This is a genomic window from Streptomyces sp. SX-6 (assembly GCF_059089585.1).
In genome coordinates this window covers 230,437-247,730 of record NZ_JBTHHU010000004.1, presented here as the reverse complement: position 1 = coordinate 247,730, position 17,294 = coordinate 230,437, and the positions used below count along the sequence as shown (strand labels likewise).

The 17,294-nt window shown below is 68.3% G+C and carries 14 protein-coding genes; 7 read left to right on the top strand and 7 right to left on the bottom strand.

Annotated elements, in window-relative coordinates:
• Nucleotides 1–55: 55 nt before the first annotated feature.
• Together ACV530_RS07000 and ACV530_RS06995 are read right to left on the bottom strand one after the other, a co-directional pair.
• Nucleotides 56–472, bottom strand: coding sequence for a ribonuclease domain-containing protein (locus ACV530_RS07000; protein ID WP_494331386.1), 417 nt, complete (start codon nt 470–472; stop codon nt 56–58).
• 163 nt (nt 473–635) lie between these two features.
• Nucleotides 636–2,099, bottom strand: coding sequence for a glycoside hydrolase family 18 protein (locus ACV530_RS06995; protein ID WP_494331385.1), 1,464 nt, complete (start codon nt 2,097–2,099; stop codon nt 636–638).
• 637 nt (nt 2,100–2,736) lie between these two features.
• Here ACV530_RS06995 and ACV530_RS06990 point away from each other — a divergent pair.
• Nucleotides 2,737–3,330 carry a hypothetical protein gene (locus ACV530_RS06990; protein WP_494331384.1) on the top strand — a complete coding sequence of 198 codons (594 nt, stop codon included), beginning with the start codon at nt 2,737–2,739 and terminating at the stop codon, nt 3,328–3,330.
• Between the two features lie 54 nt (nt 3,331–3,384).
• Here ACV530_RS06990 and ACV530_RS06985 read toward each other — a convergent pair whose 3' ends face one another.
• Together ACV530_RS06985 and ACV530_RS06980 are read right to left on the bottom strand one after the other, a co-directional pair.
• Nucleotides 3,385–4,218, bottom strand: a complete 834-nt coding sequence (locus ACV530_RS06985) for a PIG-L family deacetylase (RefSeq protein WP_494331383.1) — start codon at nt 4,216–4,218, stop codon at nt 3,385–3,387.
• 92 nt (nt 4,219–4,310) lie between these two features.
• On the bottom strand, nt 4,311–5,195 hold the full coding sequence (locus ACV530_RS06980; RefSeq protein ID WP_494331382.1) for a LysR family transcriptional regulator: 885 nt from the start codon (nt 5,193–5,195) through the stop codon (nt 4,311–4,313).
• Between the two features lie 71 nt (nt 5,196–5,266).
• Between ACV530_RS06980 and lpdA the strand changes: the two genes are divergently transcribed.
• Nucleotides 5,267–6,682 (top strand): dihydrolipoyl dehydrogenase, encoded by a 1,416-nt coding sequence (gene lpdA / locus ACV530_RS06975; protein ID WP_494331381.1) that lies wholly within the window; start codon nt 5,267–5,269, stop codon nt 6,680–6,682.
• A gap of 15 nt (nt 6,683–6,697) precedes the next feature.
• On the top strand, nt 6,698–8,401 hold the full coding sequence (gene treZ, locus ACV530_RS06970; RefSeq protein WP_494331380.1) for a malto-oligosyltrehalose trehalohydrolase: 1,704 nt from the start codon (nt 6,698–6,700) through the stop codon (nt 8,399–8,401).
• 31 nt (nt 8,402–8,432) lie between these two features.
• Here the strand turns inward: treZ and ACV530_RS06965 are convergent, their stop codons facing one another.
• The 3 genes from ACV530_RS06965 to ACV530_RS06955 all read right to left on the bottom strand — a co-directional run bounded on the left by ACV530_RS06965 (nt 8,433) and on the right by ACV530_RS06955 (nt 11,716).
• On the bottom strand, nt 8,433–9,275 hold the full coding sequence (locus tag ACV530_RS06965; protein WP_494331379.1) for a COG4705 family protein: 843 nt from the start codon (nt 9,273–9,275) through the stop codon (nt 8,433–8,435).
• 100 nt (nt 9,276–9,375) lie between these two features.
• A complete protein-coding gene (locus ACV530_RS06960; RefSeq protein WP_494331378.1) occupies nt 9,376–10,602 on the bottom strand; it encodes a cytochrome P450 in 1,227 nt (408 codons plus the stop codon).
• 76 nt (nt 10,603–10,678) lie between these two features.
• On the bottom strand, nt 10,679–11,716 hold the full coding sequence (locus ACV530_RS06955) for a helix-turn-helix transcriptional regulator (RefSeq protein ID WP_494331377.1): 1,038 nt from the start codon (nt 11,714–11,716) through the stop codon (nt 10,679–10,681).
• A gap of 169 nt (nt 11,717–11,885) precedes the next feature.
• Here ACV530_RS06955 and ACV530_RS06950 point away from each other — a divergent pair, with 169 nt between their 5' ends.
• The 4 genes from ACV530_RS06950 (at nt 11,886) to ACV530_RS06935 (ending at nt 17,254) form a co-directional block, all read left to right on the top strand.
• The gene (locus ACV530_RS06950) at nt 11,886–12,182 is read left to right on the top strand and encodes a hypothetical protein (protein WP_494331376.1); all 297 of its coding nucleotides are present in this window, start codon (nt 11,886–11,888) and stop codon (nt 12,180–12,182) included.
• 299 nt (nt 12,183–12,481) lie between these two features.
• Complete coding sequence (locus ACV530_RS06945) at nt 12,482–13,921, top strand: C40 family peptidase (RefSeq protein ID WP_494331375.1); 1,440 nt, start codon at nt 12,482–12,484, stop codon at nt 13,919–13,921.
• Nucleotides 13,922–14,013: 92 nt separating this feature from the next.
• Nucleotides 14,014–16,050: a glycoside hydrolase domain-containing protein gene (locus ACV530_RS06940; protein ID WP_494331374.1), complete on the top strand. Its 2,037-nt coding sequence runs from the start codon at nt 14,014–14,016 to the stop codon at nt 16,048–16,050.
• Nucleotides 16,051–16,084: 34 nt separating this feature from the next.
• Nucleotides 16,085–17,254 (top strand): FG-GAP-like repeat-containing protein, encoded by a 1,170-nt coding sequence (locus ACV530_RS06935; RefSeq protein ID WP_494331373.1) that lies wholly within the window; start codon nt 16,085–16,087, stop codon nt 17,252–17,254.
• Nucleotides 17,255–17,294: the final 40 nt, after the last annotated feature.

The following is a 17,294-nucleotide window of genomic DNA, read 5'->3' as shown; positions in this document are numbered from 1 at the left end:
ACCCCCGAGGGGGCCCGGCCCTTCCGCCGTGTTCCGTCTACGGCGAACTCCCGTGTCAGCAGCTGAAGTCGACGAGGCTGAACGTCGCGTAGTGGTCCGAGGTGTAGTAGTCCTCCCGGGTCTGCTCACCGGTGACGATGCGGCGTGCACCTCGCGTCGGCGAGCCCGGCGTGACGACCGTGTACTCGTGGTAGTAGCCGTAGTCCTGATCCGGCAGCTCACCCTCGCGGTTGCCGAAGACGGTGCCGTCCTGCTCGTACGGGTACGGGCCGCCCTGGGCGATCAGGTCGAGGGTGTCGTGCGCCTGGGAGGGCAGCGCGGAGTAACAGATGCTGCCGACCGACTTGATGGTGACGGTGTGCGCGGCAGCCGGGGCGGCGGCGCTCGCGCCGACGGCGGCCGGGCCGGTGAGGAGGGCGCCGGCTATGACAACGGCGCCGGTGAGGGCCTTGAGGCGTGGGGGGATTCTCATAGGCATCATTAATGCGCGCGGAGTTTGACGTGGCAATGCCAACTCACTTGATTTCTCCGCCTGTTAACCTGCGAGCCACTCGTCGTAACGGGGGCGCCGCATCACGCGGACGGCCCCCGCCGATGGGCAGGGGCCGAAGCGCTGAACCGGTCGTCGACGGTGATCAGTTCCCGTTCACGCCATTAGGCAGGGGCTTGCCGTCGAGTCCGTCGCGGATCTTCTTGGTGAGCACGCCGGACGGGTCGCCGTCGAGTGAGTAGACCATGACCCCGCCCAGATTCTTCTTCCGCGCGTAGAGAGCCTTTTGGTGCACGACTTGCGGGTCGTCGATGGTCCAGAAGACGCGATCCTTGGTGCTGTACAGCCAGGCGAAGCTATCGTTCTTCGCACGGTACAGCTTGTAGCTCTCGTCCTCCTTGACGAGCTTGACGAGCTCGCGGTATTCGTTGACGCCGTCCTCCCACCGGCCCTTCGCCGGCGCGGTCGCCGAGTTGTACAGCCCGTCGGCATGCTCCGTTCCGACCCCGCTCCAGCCACGCCCGTAGTACGGGATCCCGAAGGTCAGCTTCGCACGGGCACTTTCTCCCGCCGCCTCGATCCAGCGGTTGACCGCACTCTCCACCGAGAGTCCTGTGCCCGACGGATAGAGCGCGGACTGCTGGTCGGTCTTCTCGATCGGTGGCCACGCGCCATGGAAGTCGTACCCCTGGATGTTGCCGAAGTCGAGGCACTCCATGACCTTCTTCACGTCCCACCCGGCATCCATGATCGCCGGGTCGGCGGGGAGGAAGGCGGTCAGCAGGTACTTCCCTCCGCGTGGCGAGTTGGCCTTGACCAGCGCCGGGTCATCCAGCTGCTTGCGGAACTCCTTCAAGAGCTCCACGAAGTTCGCCTTGTCGTGCTCGGGATCGTACGTGTTCCCGTGAAGCCCCTTGTCGCAACCGGGCCACTCCCAGTCGATGTCGATGCCGTCGAAGACACCGGCCGCGAGGCCCTTTCCGCTGATCTCCAGAACCTTCCTGCACTGCCGCGGAATTTGCTCGGTGTCGGTCCAGATCACCTCGGGCAGGTTTCCCTTGATGAACAGGTCGATGCACGAGGAGACGAACTCCTTCCGGCGCTCCGGCGTCTTCGCGGCCTCGGACCAGTTCCTGCTGTAGGTCCAACCGCCCAACGAGACCAGCACCTTGAGGTGGGGATACTTCTTCTTGAGCTTTTTGAGCTGATTGAAATTTCCCTTGAGCGCCTTTCCGTCGCCCCACCAACCCGGGTCGGCCTGGCCGTCGACGGACGGATACTGCTCCGCGGGCTTGCCTCCCACGTCGGCCTTGAACGGCACGACCCAGTCGGCGTCGGCGTCCCCGACGTCATTGGCATCGTCCGCTGTGGGTGGATTCGACGGGCGCAACGTCTTTGTGGCCTCAAAGGCCCTGTAGCCCGAGTGCACCTTCTTGAGGCAGTCGGGATCGTCCGGCTGGTCGACTTTCCTCGAGATGTTCTCGAACGCGTAGTTGAGGATCGTCAGCCGCTCTGCCACGCCGTCGTCCACCAGGTTCCGGAGCGTGTAGTTCCTTCCGCCAGGGGCAGGGTAGATACCCCACTGAGGGAAGTAGCCGATGAACTCCATACAGGCCTCCTCGGATACGTGCGGCGAAGTTCCGTTCAGGAATTGACCAAGACCCCTTCCTGCTCTCCGACGGGAGACCCACATCCCGTCCCATTCGACGCCCACCAGCGTGGCGCGCAGCATCGTTTCCCCAGAAGGGCGGATTTACGCCAGGAATGTGGGAGCGGCCTTTCTCGGCCACCCAGTCGGCGACCAACTCCCCGCCCGGCCACCGCGCATTCCCCTTCCATACGGGACTGCAACACCCCTCTCTTCCCTGGCCTCTCGCAGTTCACATGCGGCACTCCCCAATGATGGACCGCTTGCCGTGAGGGCACCTCGCATTGGCGGACACAGGCCGCTTGTCCTCCCCTCAGCACATCCGACAGCATGGCTCCACGGCGCGATCCGCCGCCTTCTCCGCTGTCACTCGACGGCACAGCGAAGAGCCCCCGGAAGGAGTGGGATTTCGATGAAGGTCGCACGTTCCATCGCTGTTACGGCGACCGTCGGCCCCGATCCGGCTACGGGAGCCGAGACAACTGCCACCGCCTCACGAGAGGGATAGCCAGTGCCTCGACAGCAGGGCTACGAACTGCACATCACTGCCGGCGCCAAGCAGGACACTTCGGTCGGCAGTGATTTCGCACTGGTCCAGATGCGCGTCACCCACGACGGCCACCCCGTGCCCAACAACACCCTCACCTGGAAATTCGACCGGAACCGTCTGGTGGCGCGCGAGGACGAAGGAAGCAGCCCGCTCACGACCATCACCGACGCCGACGGCCGGTCCCAATTCCGCTTCCGCGCGTGGAATTTGGGATTCAACGACCCGCTCACGTGGGGCGTGGGCCTCGTTCCCGTCGAAGTCAGCGCCGAAGGCGTATCCAACCCGGTCACTTTCGACCTGGCGATCACCCCGTACGCAGAACGCCTCGAAGCGGTAGCGGGCGACGGTCAGCACGTCAAGCAGTATCAGGCTTTCGCGCCGATGACCGTCCAGGCCAAGAATTCCCGCACAGGTGATCCGGCAGGCCTCGGAGTCGAGTTCTGGGTAACCCGCGACGAGGACGGTCAACTCACGGGTCGTACCTGGCTCACCACCGACAAGGAGGGAAAGGCGACGACAAAGCCGCTTGTCCCGGGCGGCGGGGACCGGCCCGGTACCTACTCGGTGCACGTCCACAGCGGCGGCGCGGACGGACCCTCCACCACCGAGACCGTCCTCCACCTGACGGTGGACCCGGCGTAGTACGCGCCCCCACGCGCAGGCGGCGCAGGCAGGCCCCTACGCCGCCGTGGCGGATCAGCGCAGTCCGGCGAAGAGGTCGTTCTCGGGCACGGCCGCACCGGTGGTGTCCTGGACACGCACGAAGGTCTCCATGCCCATCAACTCGGTGAACCTTTCCTGGCCCATCTTGAGGAAGAAGATGTTCTCGCCCTGGCTGGCGTGCGCAGCCAGCGCGTCGAACTTCTGGCCGCCGAACGCAGCGGTGTCCACCCAGGTGGTGATCTCCTCATCGGGGAGTCCGATCTCGGCCATCGCGGCGGTCTCGGCGGGATCCGGCTCCTGCCCTTCCCCAGCGAACTCGCGCATGGTCTCCCCGAACCGCTGCATCGTCGAGCGGGGCACCGTCGTCCAGTACACCTTCGGTGTCAGCCCGGTCATCGCCAGCGCCGCCATCGTGATGCGGTTGGCCTGGATGTGGTCGGGGTGGCCGTAGAAGCCGTTCTCGTCGTAGGTCACGACCACATCGGGCTGGTAGCGCCGCATGAGTTCCGCGAGTCGGGCAGCGCCCTCCTCCACGGGGGTCTGCCAGAAGGATCCGGGGGCGACGTTGGCCGGCCAGCCCATCATCCCGGAGTCGGCATAGTCCAGCATCTCCAGATTGCTGATCTTCAAGACGTCGCAGCTTGCCTCGAGTTCTTGACGCCGCATCGAGGCGACGGCCGCCGGATCGTGCCCGGGATCACCTGGTTTGGCACCATCCGGCCCGTCGCCGCAACCGCCGTCCGTACACGTCACGAGGACCGTGCGGATGCCCTCCGCCGCATACCGCGCGAGGACACCCCCCGTTCCAGTGGCCTCATCGTCGGGGTGGGCGTGCACCGCCATGAGCGTCAAGGGCCGGTCATTCATAAAACAGTCCTCCTGCGTGAAAATGCCTCGGCCTGTGCAACAGTGCCGGCCGGCCTGGCTGTTCCCGCCACGTACAGGAACACCCGCAGGCCCTACGCCCCGGCAGCGTAGGCCTCTGTGCACGCACGCACGAACTCGGTCGCGACACCCGTGAGTTCCACACGCGAGAACGCCGTCTGCTCGCGCCGCCATTCCGGGGAGACCCGGACCACCGCGGCCCCCTCGACCGTGGCGGCGAGGTGGAGCGGTGCCGCCACTATGCCCACGCCCGCCGCTGCCATACGGACCGCCGTGGAAGTGTGCTCGGTCTCCAGGATGGTCAGGGGACGGAAGCCGTGCTGTGCGCAGGCCCAGTCCAGCCACCTCTGCCCATGGACCCTCGGTTCGAGCTGACAGCGCACCCACGCGTGGTCCGCCAGGTCGGCCAGGCCTACGGGATCAGCCCGCCCGGTGAGGGGATCCGCGGCGTTGGTGACGACGACGATCTCCTCGTCGCCGAGCGATACCACGGGCCCGGGCCACGCCTCGGGCCGCGGGCCGACCGCGACGTCGGCGACGCCGCGTTCCATGCCGTCCCGCAACTCCTCGGTGGTGGCGTACTCGTGGAGGTGCAGCAGGACGTCCGGGAACTCCCTCCGCCACCGGGCGAACACCGGCGGCAGCATGCCGACAGCCAACGCGTGCAGCGTGGCGATGTGCAGCTCGCCACCCTCCGCCCCCGCCGCCGCCCGGGCGGCCCGCCGCGCCTGACCGGCGCTGCGGACGGCACGCTCGGCGTGCGGCAGGAAGGCCCGCCCCATGGGCGTGAGCCCGACGCCTCGGGGCAGCCGTTCCAGGAGCCGCCCGCCGACCTCTCGTTCCAGCGCCTTGATCTGGTGCGACAGCGCGGACTGCGTGACGTTGAGGGTCTCCGCGGCGCGGGTGAAGGATCGCTCCTCCATCACAGCAACCAGGTATTCCATCTGCCGCAGGCTCATGAACATCCCTCATCAGCACGATCGAAGAATTGCGTTGGACTCATCGTCCCTGGTGGGCGGAGGGTCGAGGCATGAAAGAGACGGATGTCATCGTCATCGGCGGCGGGACAGGCGGTTACAGCACCGCGCTGCGCGCGGCAGGGCTCGGGCTCGAGGTCGTCCTCGCGGAACGCGATCTCGTGGGCGGTACGTGCCTGCACCGCGGCTGCATTCCGAGCAAGGCGATGCTGCACGCGGCGGAACTGGTGGACGGAATCACGGAAGCGCGCGAGCGGTGGGGAGTACGGGCGACGCTCGACTCCGTCGACTGGTCCGCGCTCACCGCGACGCGTGATGACATCGTCTCCCGCAACCACCGAGGCGTGGAGAACCACTTGACGCACGCGGGCGTACGCATCGTGCGCGGCTCGGTCTCGCTCACCGGCCCCCGGACGGTCCGGGTGGACTCCGGCGAGGAGGCCGGGGACGGCTGGCGGGCCCGGCGCGGGATCGTGCTCGCCACGGGTTCGCGCCCGCGCACCCTGCCGGGGCTCGAGCCCGACGGCTCGCGCGTCGTCACCAGCGACGACGCGCTGTTCGCACCCGGCCTGCCGGAGTCGGTCCTGGTGCTGGGCGGGGGCGCGATCGGCGTCGAGTACGCCTCGCTGCACCGCTCGATGGGAGCCCGGGTGATTCTCGTGGAGGCGGCCGAGCGGCTGCTGCCGCTCGAGGACGACCACGTCAGCCGCCTCCTGCGGCGCGGGCTGACGCAGCGGGGCATCGAGGTGCACACGGGCGCACGGCTGGAGGACGCACGCCCGTACGACGACGGCGTACGCGCCACGATCCGCACCGCGCGCGGCGAGACACTCGAACTCGACGTGGCACGGCTGCTGGTGGCCGTGGGCCGGGCCCCCGTCACCGACGGCCTCGGCCTCACGGAGGCGGGGCTCGCCACGGACGGACGCGGCTTCGTCGCCCCGGCCGACTGGGCTCGGCTGGAGACGTCCGTACCCGGCATCCATGTGGTGGGCGATCTGCTGCCCCCGCCGTCCCTGGGTCTGGCGCACGCGTCGTTCGCCGAGGGGCTGGTGGTCGCCGAGACCCTCGCGGGCCGTACGCCGCAGCCCGTCGACTACGCGGCCGTACCGCGCGTCACCTACTCCAGCCCGCAGACCGCGTCGGTCGGCCTCACGGAGGCGGAGGCCAAGGCGCGGGGTCATGAAGTGGTGTGCAACACCATGCCGTTGGCGGCAGTGGCCAAGGGCATGGTGCACGGGCAGACCGGCGGGGTGAAGGCCGTCGCCGACCGGGACGGCCGGGTCCTGGGCGTCCACCTCGTGGGCCCGCACGTCTCGGAGATGATCGCCGAGAGCCAGCTGATCGTCGGCTGGGACGCCGAGGCCGCCGATGTGGCCCAGCACATCCATCCGCACCCGACGCTGTCGGAGGCGGTGGGCGAGGTCATGCTGTCACTGGCCGGTCGGGGACTGCACCAGCAGCGGTGAGGGAAGGCTCGCCTCGTGCTGTACGAGGTGTGGGCGCCGTACGCGTCACGATTGACCCTGCACGCGGAGGGCCGGACATACGCCATGAAGCGCGATCCGGCCCGCGCGGGTTGGTGGTGCGGTTCCGGCCCCGCCGGCCGCTACGGGTTCGCCCTGGACGACGGACCTGTGCGGCCCGACCCCCGGTCGCGGCGCCAGCCGGACGGGCCGGACGGGCTGAGCGCTCCTCTATCCCCTGACTTCGCCTGGCGGCGAGCCTGGGCGGGCCGCCCACTGCCGGGGGCGGTGCTGTACGAGCTGCACGTCGGCACGTTCACGCGCGAGGGCACCTTCGACTCTTCCGCTGAACGACTCGGTTACTTGGCCGGCTTGGGCATCACGCACGTGGAGCTGATGCCGGTGTGCCCCTTCCCCGGCCGCCACGGGTGGGGGTACGACGGGGTGGCCCCGTGGGCCGTCCACGAGCCCTACGGCGGGCCGGACGGGCTGCGGCGGTTCGTGGACGCGGCGCACGGGCACGGGCTGGGCGTCGTCCTGGACGTCGTGCACAACCACCTCGGCCCGTCGGGCAACCATCTGCCCGCGTACGGGCCGTACTTCACCGAGGCCCACGGCACCCCCTGGGGTGCCGCCATCGACCTGGACTCCGACGAGGTAGGGGCGTACCTGACCGGCAGCGCCCTGGCCTGGCTGCGCGACTACCGGCTGGACGGGCTGCGGCTGGACGCGGTGCACGCCCTGCTCCGCCCCCACCGCTTCCTCACAGAACTCTCCACAGCCGTCGACGCCCTGGCCGATGACCTCGGCCGCCCCCTCTTCCTCATCGCCGAGTCCGACCTCAACGACCCGGCCATCACCACCCCGCGCGCGGAAGGCGGATGCGGGATCCACGCCCAGTGGAACGACGACTTCCACCACGCCCTGCACACCGCGCTGACCGACGAATCCCACGGCTACTACGCCGACTTCGCCGCCGACCCGGCGCACGCCCTCGCCAAGACACTGCGCGGCGGCTTCTTCCACGACGGCACGTACTCCTCCTTCCGGGGCCGCCCCCACGGCCACCCCCTCGACCCGCACACCACCCCCGCGCACCGCCTGCTCGGCTACGCCCAGACCCACGACCAGATCGGCAACCGGGCGCTCGGCGACCGCCTCTCCGCCCGCCTCTCCCCCGGCCTGCTGGCCTGCGCGGCGACGCTGGTGCTGTGCGCACCGTTCACCCCGATGCTGTTCATGGGCGAGGAGTGGGGCGCCCGTACGCCCTGGCAGTACTTCACCGACCATACGGATCCGGCCCTGACGGAGGCTGTCCGCCAGGGCAGGCGCCGGGAGTTCGCCGCCCACGGCTGGCCCGAGGCGGACATCCCGGACCCCCAGGACCCTGCGACCCACGACCGCTCCTGCCTCGACTGGACCGAGCCGGACCGCACCCCTCACGCGGAACTGCTCGCCTGGTACCGCACATTGATCGCGCTCCGCCGCACCGCTCCGGAACTGACCGACCCTCGCTGGGAGTACGAAGCCCTCACGGTGACCGCCCGTACGGTCCACTTCCGGCGCGGCCCGTACCACGTCGCGGTCAACCTCGGCGACCGGCCGGCCGAGCTGTGGGCGGCGGGAGCGCGGCAGGTCGTAGCCGCCTGGCAACCGGTCGAACCGCCCGGCGCCGACGGCACGCTGCGACTGCCGCCAGAGAGTGCGGCAATACTGCGGTGAGCAAACGCTCCTCCCGGAGCGCCCCAACCGACTAGCGGGAACCGGCGAGTTGCTCCCGCAGCGTGTCCCGGCGGCTGATCGCCAGATAGCCGATGAGGACCAGGATCGGTACCAGCAGGGCGAGGGTGACGGGGCCGGTGCCCCAGCCCAGGCCGGCGCGGCCGGCCGGAACACCCATCCAGTCGGCGAAGGAGGCGCCCAGCGGGCGGGTGAGGATATACGCGGACCAGAAAGCGACCACCGAGTTGAGCAGGCCCAGGCGGCCGGCCAGTGCCGGTACGGCGATGGCGGCGGCGAAGAGCAGGCCGGAGGGCAAGTAGCCCAGGTGCAGGGTGCCGGCCGTGAGGTCGCCGATGGCGGTGCCCAGGGCGAAGGTGGCCAGCACCGTCGCCCAGTAGAAGGTCTCCCGGCGGCGGGTGCGGATGCTGTGGATGGACAGCGTGCGCTCGCCGGCGTTCCAGGCGAACAGGACGGCGGCCAGGGTGGCCGCGAAGGCGACGGTGGAGACGGCGTAGGGAATGCCGGCCACCACATGGACCACATCGGCGGCCATGGTGCCGAACACGCTGACCATGACGATCGCCGACCAGTAGATCCAGGGACGGTAGCGGGTGGCGCGGAACTGCAGCGTCAACAGGGCGGCGAAACCCGCGAATCCTATGGCCCCGGCGGGTATCGGGCCAAGGGTGCGGCCCAGGTAGTCCGAGGCCGTCTCGCCCATACCGGTGGTAAGGATCTTCACCACCCAGAACAGAGCGGTGACCTCCGGCACCTTGCTCCAGCCGGGCTGGGGCCCCCGCCGGTGGGAATTCCGGTGAGCCGGGGCCCCCTGTCCCAACTGCTCGGTGACCGCCCGACCACCCGACATCGCCATGCTCGCTCCGCTCTCCCGGCGCCGTGCGCCGCTCGCCACTGTCTACAGCACTGTAGACAGTGGCCTGTAGGTGAGAGATCAAGGGGCTTGCGGAGGACGGCTACCGGGCCGTTTCCGTCCAGGTGACCGGCAGCTCGTGGACGCCGTAGATATTCATGTCGGTCTTGAGTTTCACCTCGCCTGCGGGGATGGCGAGTTCGAGGTCCGGGAAGCGTCGCAGCAGTCCGGCGAAACCGGCGCGCATCTCGACGCGGGCCAGTTGCTGGCCGAGGCATTGGTGCACGCCATGGCCGAAGGACAGATGACCGCGGGCCTTGCGGTGGACGTCCAGGGTGTCGGGGTTGTCGAAGCGCCGGGGATCGCGGTTGGCGGCCAGGAACGCGACGACGACGGTCGATCCCTTGCCGATCATTTCACCGTCGACCTCGATGTCCTCCGTGGCGTAGCGATAGAGGACATCGACGACGGACAGATAGCGCATGAGTTCCTCGACGGCATCGGGCAGCAGATCCGGGTCGGCGCGCAGTTCGGCCAGCTGCTCGGGGTGCTCCAGGAGCGCGAAGGTGCCCAGCGCCAGCATGTTGGCGGTGGTCTCGTGGCCCGCGAACAGCAGCAGGAAGGCGATGCCGGTCAGTTCCTCGATGGTGAGGTCGTCATGGCGGGCCAGGTCGGACAGCAGGTCGTCGCCGGGCTCGGCGCGTTTGCGCGTGACAAGTTCGGCGAGGTACGTGGTCAGTGCGCCGTACGCGGCCGTCTTCTCCTCGAGCGTCACGTCCTTGACCAGGAACTTGGCGGAGTTGACCTGGAAGGTCTCCCGGTCCTCGTAGGGGACACCGAGCAGTTCGCAGATCACCAGCGAGGGCACCGGCAGCGCGAACTCCTTGACCAGGTCGACCGGCGGGGCGAGGCGTGCCATCTCGTCCAGTTGCCGCTCGACGATGTCGCTGATGTGCTCCTCGAGCTGCTTCATGCGCTTGACGGTGAAGGCGCCGGTGAGCCTGCGCCGCAGCCGAGTGTGGTCCGGCGGATCCATGGCGATGAACAATCCCGGTATCTGCGGGGACGGTTCGGTAGGGGCGGGCATGCCGGGGGTCTCGTACGGCACGTGGAGAACGCCGATGTCCTGACGAGAGCTGAACCGGGTGTCGGCCATGACCTGACGGACCGCTTCGTAGCCGGTGACGAGCCAGCCTTCGTGACCGTCGGGGAACACCATGGGACTGACAGGGCGGGCCTCGCGCAGCCGGGTGATTCCACGGGGCGGGTCGAAGGGGCCCGCATCGCGGTCCATGGGGAGGCCGTGCGGGACGGGAACCGTTTGAGTCATCGGACTTGACTTCCTTGCGTGGCGGCTATGGGCGGCTGTTGCGGCCACACTTGCCGTCGGGCCTGACATACGCCTGTCACGGCCCTGACACCGGCCGGGACCGGGCCGGCCCGTCTCCGCTGCCGCCCACGGACAGCCAGCCCGCCTGGACCGCCAGCACCCCGGCCTCGAACCGGCTGCGAGCGCCCAGGCGTTCCATCAGCCCGGTGGCGATCCGCCGCGCGGTGCGCTGAGAGACACCCAGCCGCTTGGCGATGGTCTCGTCGGTACGGCCCTCGGCCAGCATCGCGACGGTGGCCTCCTCCTGAGGCGTCAGCCCCAGGGAGTTGCGGTAGGACGAACAGCCCAGCGGCTGGCCGATGTCCCAGGTCCGCTCGAAGAGAGCCACCAGGGCGGCGAGCACCACCTGGCCGGTGAGCACCACCGAACGCGCCTCGGGCTCCTCGCTGTTGACCGGCAGCATCGCCGTGTTCCCGTCGGTGATGACCATGCGGGTCGGAAGCGAGGGAACGGTACGCACTTGGCCGCCCAGGTCGGTGAGCCACTGCGCGTACGCCACGCAGTGGGCGTGGTTGCTCACGCTGTCCAGGAAGACGGCGCGCATGCGCACCCCGCGTTCCAGCAGCTCCTGGTGGAAGGGGCGGAGCGCGTCGAACTGCTCCTCGGGATGGGTGTCACCGGGGCAGAAGGTCAGCACTTCGGTACGGGCGGCGCGTCTGAGCTTCACCAGCCTGTCCGTGACCGCGTCCGTCCCCGTCACCTGCTCAACGGTGAGGCCGGTGGCCGAAGAACGCTGTTCCGAGAACTCCGCGATGAGCCGGGCTGCCGCGGCGCGCGACTCCGCCAGATGCTGCCGTTGGGCCTCGAGCTGCGCCTGTTGTCGGTGGATCAGGTCGTTCAGCCCGATGTCCGGCGAGACCACGCTCGGGCAGCCCTGCTGTTCGGTCGACGGCCGCACCAGGGCAAGCTCGCTCAGAATGTCCAGCCCGCGGCGTACATCGGACTCCGGAATCCCCAGGTACTCGACCAGGGTGGCCACGCCCGCGCCAGGCATCGCCAGCATGCCCCGGTACACGCGCTCCGAGGTGGCATCAAGTCCCAGGGTTTCCAACACGGTTTGCCCCCAAGTTGAGTCGGTTCTTACCGGGAATTCAGGTGATCATTGCATGCCCATGGGAGGGAAGGGGGTGTGCCATCGTTTGTCACCACGAATATGGTCACGGAATGAACCACTCCGCGCTGTCGGCTGGCGGGACCTTTCTCCGGCTGGGAGGGTTGACGCCATGTATCTCGTGCACGTCGGCCTGTGCGGCCCCCCGGCCATGAACCTCCCGGAGAATACCGGGGCATTGGTCCTGGCCCACGCCCGCCCCGAGGACGGCGTCGAGCACGTGGTGGTCCACCGCCACGCCGAGCCGCACCCCGTACTCGGAATCTATCTCCGCGCGGACCGGCTGCTGACCGCCGAGTTGCGGGCGGCGCGGGTATGCCGGTGCGCCATCGAACGTTCCCCGGCTCTGGCCGACTGGGAACTGCTCAGCTCCCAGGTGCCGTTGCTGGACCACTGCTGGCTGGACTGATCCGTCCAAGGCCGCTTCGGTCCACCCGGATTCCCTTTTCGCCGGCCCCGTCGGGAGCGCAAGCTGTTCTGCGTCGGCGCGGCTCCACGGGATCCGCGGACATTGGCACGTCGCTCTTGGAGGTACGACCGGAGATGTTCCGCACCCCGTCCTAGCGGACGTGCCGCCTTCCCCATGTTCCCGGCTCGCGAACACCCCTGTGCGTAACGCGGTCACTGACCGCTGATCCGACCACCGCATTCCTTCTGGCACTGGCGGCCAATTCGCCATGCCAGCACGCAATTTTACGGGAGATCCCTGTGCCCAGTAACACCTATCTGCGTAAGTCCGCCATCGGTATAGCCCTCGCCTGCGCCGTGGCGGGCGGCACACTCGCGACTTCGGCGATGGCGGCCACGCCGATGCCCACGCACAAGGCATCGGCCACGCCGACGCCCCAGAAGCACGCCAACCCCGGCCAGGGCCCGAGGACGCACGTCCCCGGCAGACATGTCTCCAAGGGCCTGACCCGCGGGGCCAACAGCCTGGCCCCGACCATCACCCGCAGCGAGGTGCTCAGACGCGCCCAGACCTGGGTGGACGCAGATGTGTCGTACAACCAGGGCGCCTATTACCAGGGCTACCGGACGGACTGTTCCGGTTTTGTCTCCATGGCCTGGAACCTTGCAGATTCGCTGACCACACCCGACTTCGACGGCTCCGTCGCCAAGCGGATCAGCAAGGACGAACTCCGGGCAGGCGACGCCCTGTTGAACCCCAAGCCGGGCAACGAAGGACACATCGTCATCTTCGACAAGTGGGCCGACGACGCACACACCTCATATGTCGGCTATGAGCTCTCGGGCAGCGGTATATGGCACCACACGCTCCCCTACGCCTACTATCCGAACCGCGACGCCGACAGTTACTACCCGATCCGCAACACCTCCATTGTCGACGATGCTCCTGACGACCCGGGCATGACGAGCCTGACGGCGGGTGACTTCAACGGTGACGGCAAGAAGGACCTCGTCGCGGTCGAGGTCAACACCGGGAAGCTCTTCATGTACCCGGGCCAGGGCAACGGCCGCCTCGGTGACCGGGTGGAGATCGGTCACGGCGGCTGGAACGGCATGAAGGACCTCGTCGCCACCGACCTCGACGGCGACGGCAAGGACGACCTGATCGCCGTCGAGAAGGGCACCGGAAAGCTCTTCATGTACCCGGGTACGGGCAACGGTCTCGGCGACCGGATCGAGATCGGCCGTGGCGGCTGGAACGGCCTGAAGAACCTGTTCGCCGGCGACTTCAACGGCGACGGCAAGAAGGACATCGGCGCCACGGACATCGCCACGGGGAAACTGGTTCTCTACCCGGGCAACGGAAACCGTGATGGCCTCCGTGCCCTCGGCGATCCGCAGGTGATCGGTAGCGGTGGCTGGAACGGCATGAACAAGGTTGTCAGCCCGGGCGACATGAACGGTGACGGCAAGGACGACCTCATCGCCACCGAAACCAGCACCGGCAAACTCTTCCTCTACCCCGGCAACGGCCACGGCCTCGGCGACCGCGTGGAAATCGGCAACGGCGGCTGGAACGGCATCTCCGGTTACGCGGGCGGTGACTTCAACGGCGACGGCATAGGCGACCTCGCCGCCGTCGAATCCGACCCCGGCAAGACCGGAAAGCTCTACTTCTACCCCGGCACCGGCAAGGGCGGCCTCGGCGACCGCACCGAAATCGGCAACGGCGGCTGGTAATCCGCACCACTGCCCGGGGCGGGTCCGCCACGCAGGCGGCCCGCCCCGGGCGGCATTCCTGCCCCAAGCCGTCGCCGTCCCGAGAGAGAGCCATGCCTTCCCAGCGCATATACCGACTGGCAACATTCGCCGCCGCAGCGGCAGTTGTGGCCACCCCGCTGCAACTCGCCCCTGCGGCTTCCGCGACCACCGCCACCACCGCCGTCTCCTACCAGGGCCTGAATCTCCGGATTCCCAGTGGCTGGAAGGTCGTTGACCTGGCCAAGCAGCCGGAGACCTGCGTCCGCTTCGACCAGCACACCGTCTACCTGGGCCACCCCGGAGCCGACCAGAAGTGCCCGGCGCACATCACCGGTGACAGGACCGACTCCCTGATCGTGGAACCCATTTCGGGTGCCGCCGAGAGCGTGAGCTCCCCTACCGTCACCGTACCGGCCGGAAAGCCGGTTCCCCGTAGCCTGCCCGCCGACCGGGGCAACGAAATACGAGTGGCCTTCGAAGGCGCGGGGCTGTACGCGAGAGCCAACTACGGGGACTCCACGGCGACCGTGGAGAAGATACTCCGCTCGGCCTCCATCGACCGGTCCGCGAGGCCGATGGCCGTACCGCCCAAGCCGACCAAGAAATTCCGCCGTTCACTGGCGGCGGACGCCTCGGTGACCCCTTCCACCGGATTCACCGGCAAGGCATTCGATACCTGTGCCGCTCCGTCCTCCTCCTCAATGCGGGACTGGTCCGCCTCTCCGTACCGGGGACTGGGTATCTATATGGGCGGCACCCGGGTGTGCGACCAGCCCAACCTCTCGGCCTCCTACGTCGCCGAACAGAGCAGTGCGGGCTGGCACCTGCTTCCCATCTACGGCGCGCCCAGGGCTGCCGACATACGCTCCGGCAGCGGCGCCGCAGACCAGGGCCGGGCCGACGCCGAGGACGCGGTGAACAAGGCGAAGGACCTCGGATTCGTCCCTGGCACCGTCCTCTACTCCGACATGGAGCACTACAACGACCGGGGCCTGCGGACGAATGTGCTGACTTATCTGTCCGCCTGGACCCAGCGGGTACAGGCCCTGGGCTTCCGCTCGGGTGTGTACGCCTCCGCCGCCAGCGGGGCCGGCGACCTCGCCTCGGTCTACAACTCCGACTCCTATCAGCGCCCGGACGTGATGTGGACGGCCCACTGGAACCACCAGGCCGACACGGACGAGGACGCCTTTCCGGCCGACTACTGGGCCAACCACCAGCGCGTGCACCAGTACTGGGGGGACAGCTACGAAACGTACGGCGGCACCACCATCCAGACCGACCGTAACTATGTCGATGTCGCGCCGGCCGCCCCGACGGACCCCGGGATGACGAGCCTGACGGCGGGTGACTTCAACGGTGACGGGAAGAAGGACCTCGTCGCGGTCGAGGTCGACACGGGCAAGCTCTTCATGTACCCGGGCCAGGGCAACGGTCACCTCGGTGACCGGGTGGAGATCGGTCACGGCGGCTGGAACGGCATGAAGGACCTCGTCGCCACCGACCTCGACGGCGACGGCAAGGACGACCTGATCGCCACGGAGAAGAGCACCGGGAAGCTGTTCCTCTACCCCGGCACCGGCAACGGCCTTGGCGACCGGATCGAGATCGGCCGTGGCGGCTGGAACGGCCTGAAGAACCTGTTCGCCGGCGACTTCAACGGCGACGGCAAGAAGGACATCGGCGCCACGGACATCGCCACCGGCAAGCTCGTCCTCTATCCCGGCAACGGAAACCGCAACGGCCTGCGGGCGTTGGGCGACCCCGTCGTGATCGGTAGCGGTGGCTGGAACGGCATGAACAAGCTCGTCAGCCCGGGCGACATGAACGGCGATGGCAAGGACGACCTCATCGCCACCGAAACCAGCACCGGCAAACTCTTCCTCTACCCCGGCAACGGCCACGGCCTCGGCGACCGCGTCGAAATCGGCAACGGCGGCTGGAACGGCATCTCCAGTTACGCGGGCGGTGACTTCAACGGCGACGGCATAGGCGACCTCGCCGCCGTCGAATCCGACCCCGGCAAGACCGGAAAGCTCTACTTCTACCCCGGCACCGGCAAGGGCGGCCTCGGCGACCGCACCGAAATCGGCAACGGCGGCTGGTAATCCGCACCACCCACCCCTCAACGAGTAGGTAAGCATGTCTCTTTCAGCACGCCTGCGCACCGGGCTGCTCGCCGCCGCACTCGCTCCGGTCGCTGCCCTCGCCCTCTTCAACTCCGGTACAGCTCAGGCCGCTTCGGTCGCCACCTGGGACAAGGTCGCCCAGTGCGAGAGTTCCGGCGACTGGCACATCATCAACTACAGAGACCACCTCTACGGCGGTCTGCAGTTCCAGCAGAGCACGTGGGAAGAGTTCGGGGGCACGCAATATGCGCCCCGTGCCGACCTGGCCACCAAGGAACAGCAGATCCGGATCGCCGAGAAGGTGCTGGCTGTCCAGGGGCCGAACGCCTGGGGCTGCGCTCCCGAGGCGGGCCTCGCCTATGACCACGCCGATCCGTTCCCGCCCGAGCCCACCGATCCTGGAATGACCAGCCTGACCGCGGGTGACTTCAACGGCGACGGGAAGAAGGACCTGATCGCGGTCGAGGTCAACACCGGGAAGCTCTTCATGTACCCGGGCCAGGGCAACGGCCGCCTCGGCGACCGTGTGGAGATCGGCCACGGCGGCTGGAACGGCATGAAGGGCCTCGTCGCCACCGACCTCGACGGCGACGGCAAGGACGACCTGATCGCCACCGAAGTCGAGACCGGGAAGCTGTTCATGTATCCCGGCACGGGCAATGGCATCGGTGACCGGATCGAGATCGGTCGCGGTGGCTGGAACGGCCTGAAGAACCTGTTCGCCGGCGACTTCAACGGCGACGGCAAGAAGGACATCGGCGGGACCGACATCACCACCGGCAAGCTGTACCTCTACCCGGGTCAGGGAAACCGCGATGGTCTGCGCGCCCTCGGCGACCGCATTGAAATCGGTAGCGGCGGCTGGAACGGCATGAACAAGCTCGTCAGCCCGGGCGACATGAACGGCGACGGCAAGGACGACCTCATCGCCACCGAAACCAGCACCGGCAAGCTGTTCCTCTACCCCGGCAACGGCCACGGCCTCGGCGACCGCGTGGAAATCGGCAACGGCGGCTGGAACGGCATCTCGGGCTACGCAGGAGCCGACTTCAACGGCGATGGCACAGGTGACCTCGCCGCCGTCGAATCCGACCCCGGCAAGACCGGAAAGCTCTACTTCTACCCCGGCACCGGCAAGGGCGGCCTCGGCGACCGCACCGAAATCGGCAACGGCGGCTGGTAGCCAGGAATTTGCGCACTGCGGGGAGACGACATCCATCAAG

Coding starts and splice junctions, on each gene's coding strand:
- lpdA (WP_494331381.1), top strand. CDS start 5,267: ATGAAAGAGACGGATGTCATCGTCATCGGCGGCGGGACAGGCGGTTAC.
- ACV530_RS06995 (WP_494331385.1), bottom strand. CDS start 2,099: ATGGAGTTCATCGGCTACTTCCCTCAGTGGGGTATCTACCCTGCCCCT.
- ACV530_RS06980 (WP_494331382.1), bottom strand. CDS start 5,195: ATGAGCCTGCGGCAGATGGAATACCTGGTTGCTGTGATGGAGGAGCGA.
- ACV530_RS06940 (WP_494331374.1), top strand. CDS start 14,014: ATGCCTTCCCAGCGCATATACCGACTGGCAACATTCGCCGCCGCAGCG.
- ACV530_RS06950 (WP_494331376.1), top strand. CDS start 11,886: ATGTATCTCGTGCACGTCGGCCTGTGCGGCCCCCCGGCCATGAACCTC.
- ACV530_RS06985 (WP_494331383.1), bottom strand. CDS start 4,218: ATGAATGACCGGCCCTTGACGCTCATGGCGGTGCACGCCCACCCCGAC.
- ACV530_RS06990 (WP_494331384.1), top strand. CDS start 2,737: ATGCGCGTCACCCACGACGGCCACCCCGTGCCCAACAACACCCTCACC.
- ACV530_RS06960 (WP_494331378.1), bottom strand. CDS start 10,602: ATGACTCAAACGGTTCCCGTCCCGCACGGCCTCCCCATGGACCGCGAT.
- ACV530_RS07000 (WP_494331386.1), bottom strand. CDS start 472: ATGAGAATCCCCCCACGCCTCAAGGCCCTCACCGGCGCCGTTGTCATA.
- ACV530_RS06935 (WP_494331373.1), top strand. CDS start 16,085: ATGTCTCTTTCAGCACGCCTGCGCACCGGGCTGCTCGCCGCCGCACTC.
- ACV530_RS06965 (WP_494331379.1), bottom strand. CDS start 9,275: ATGGCGATGTCGGGTGGTCGGGCGGTCACCGAGCAGTTGGGACAGGGG.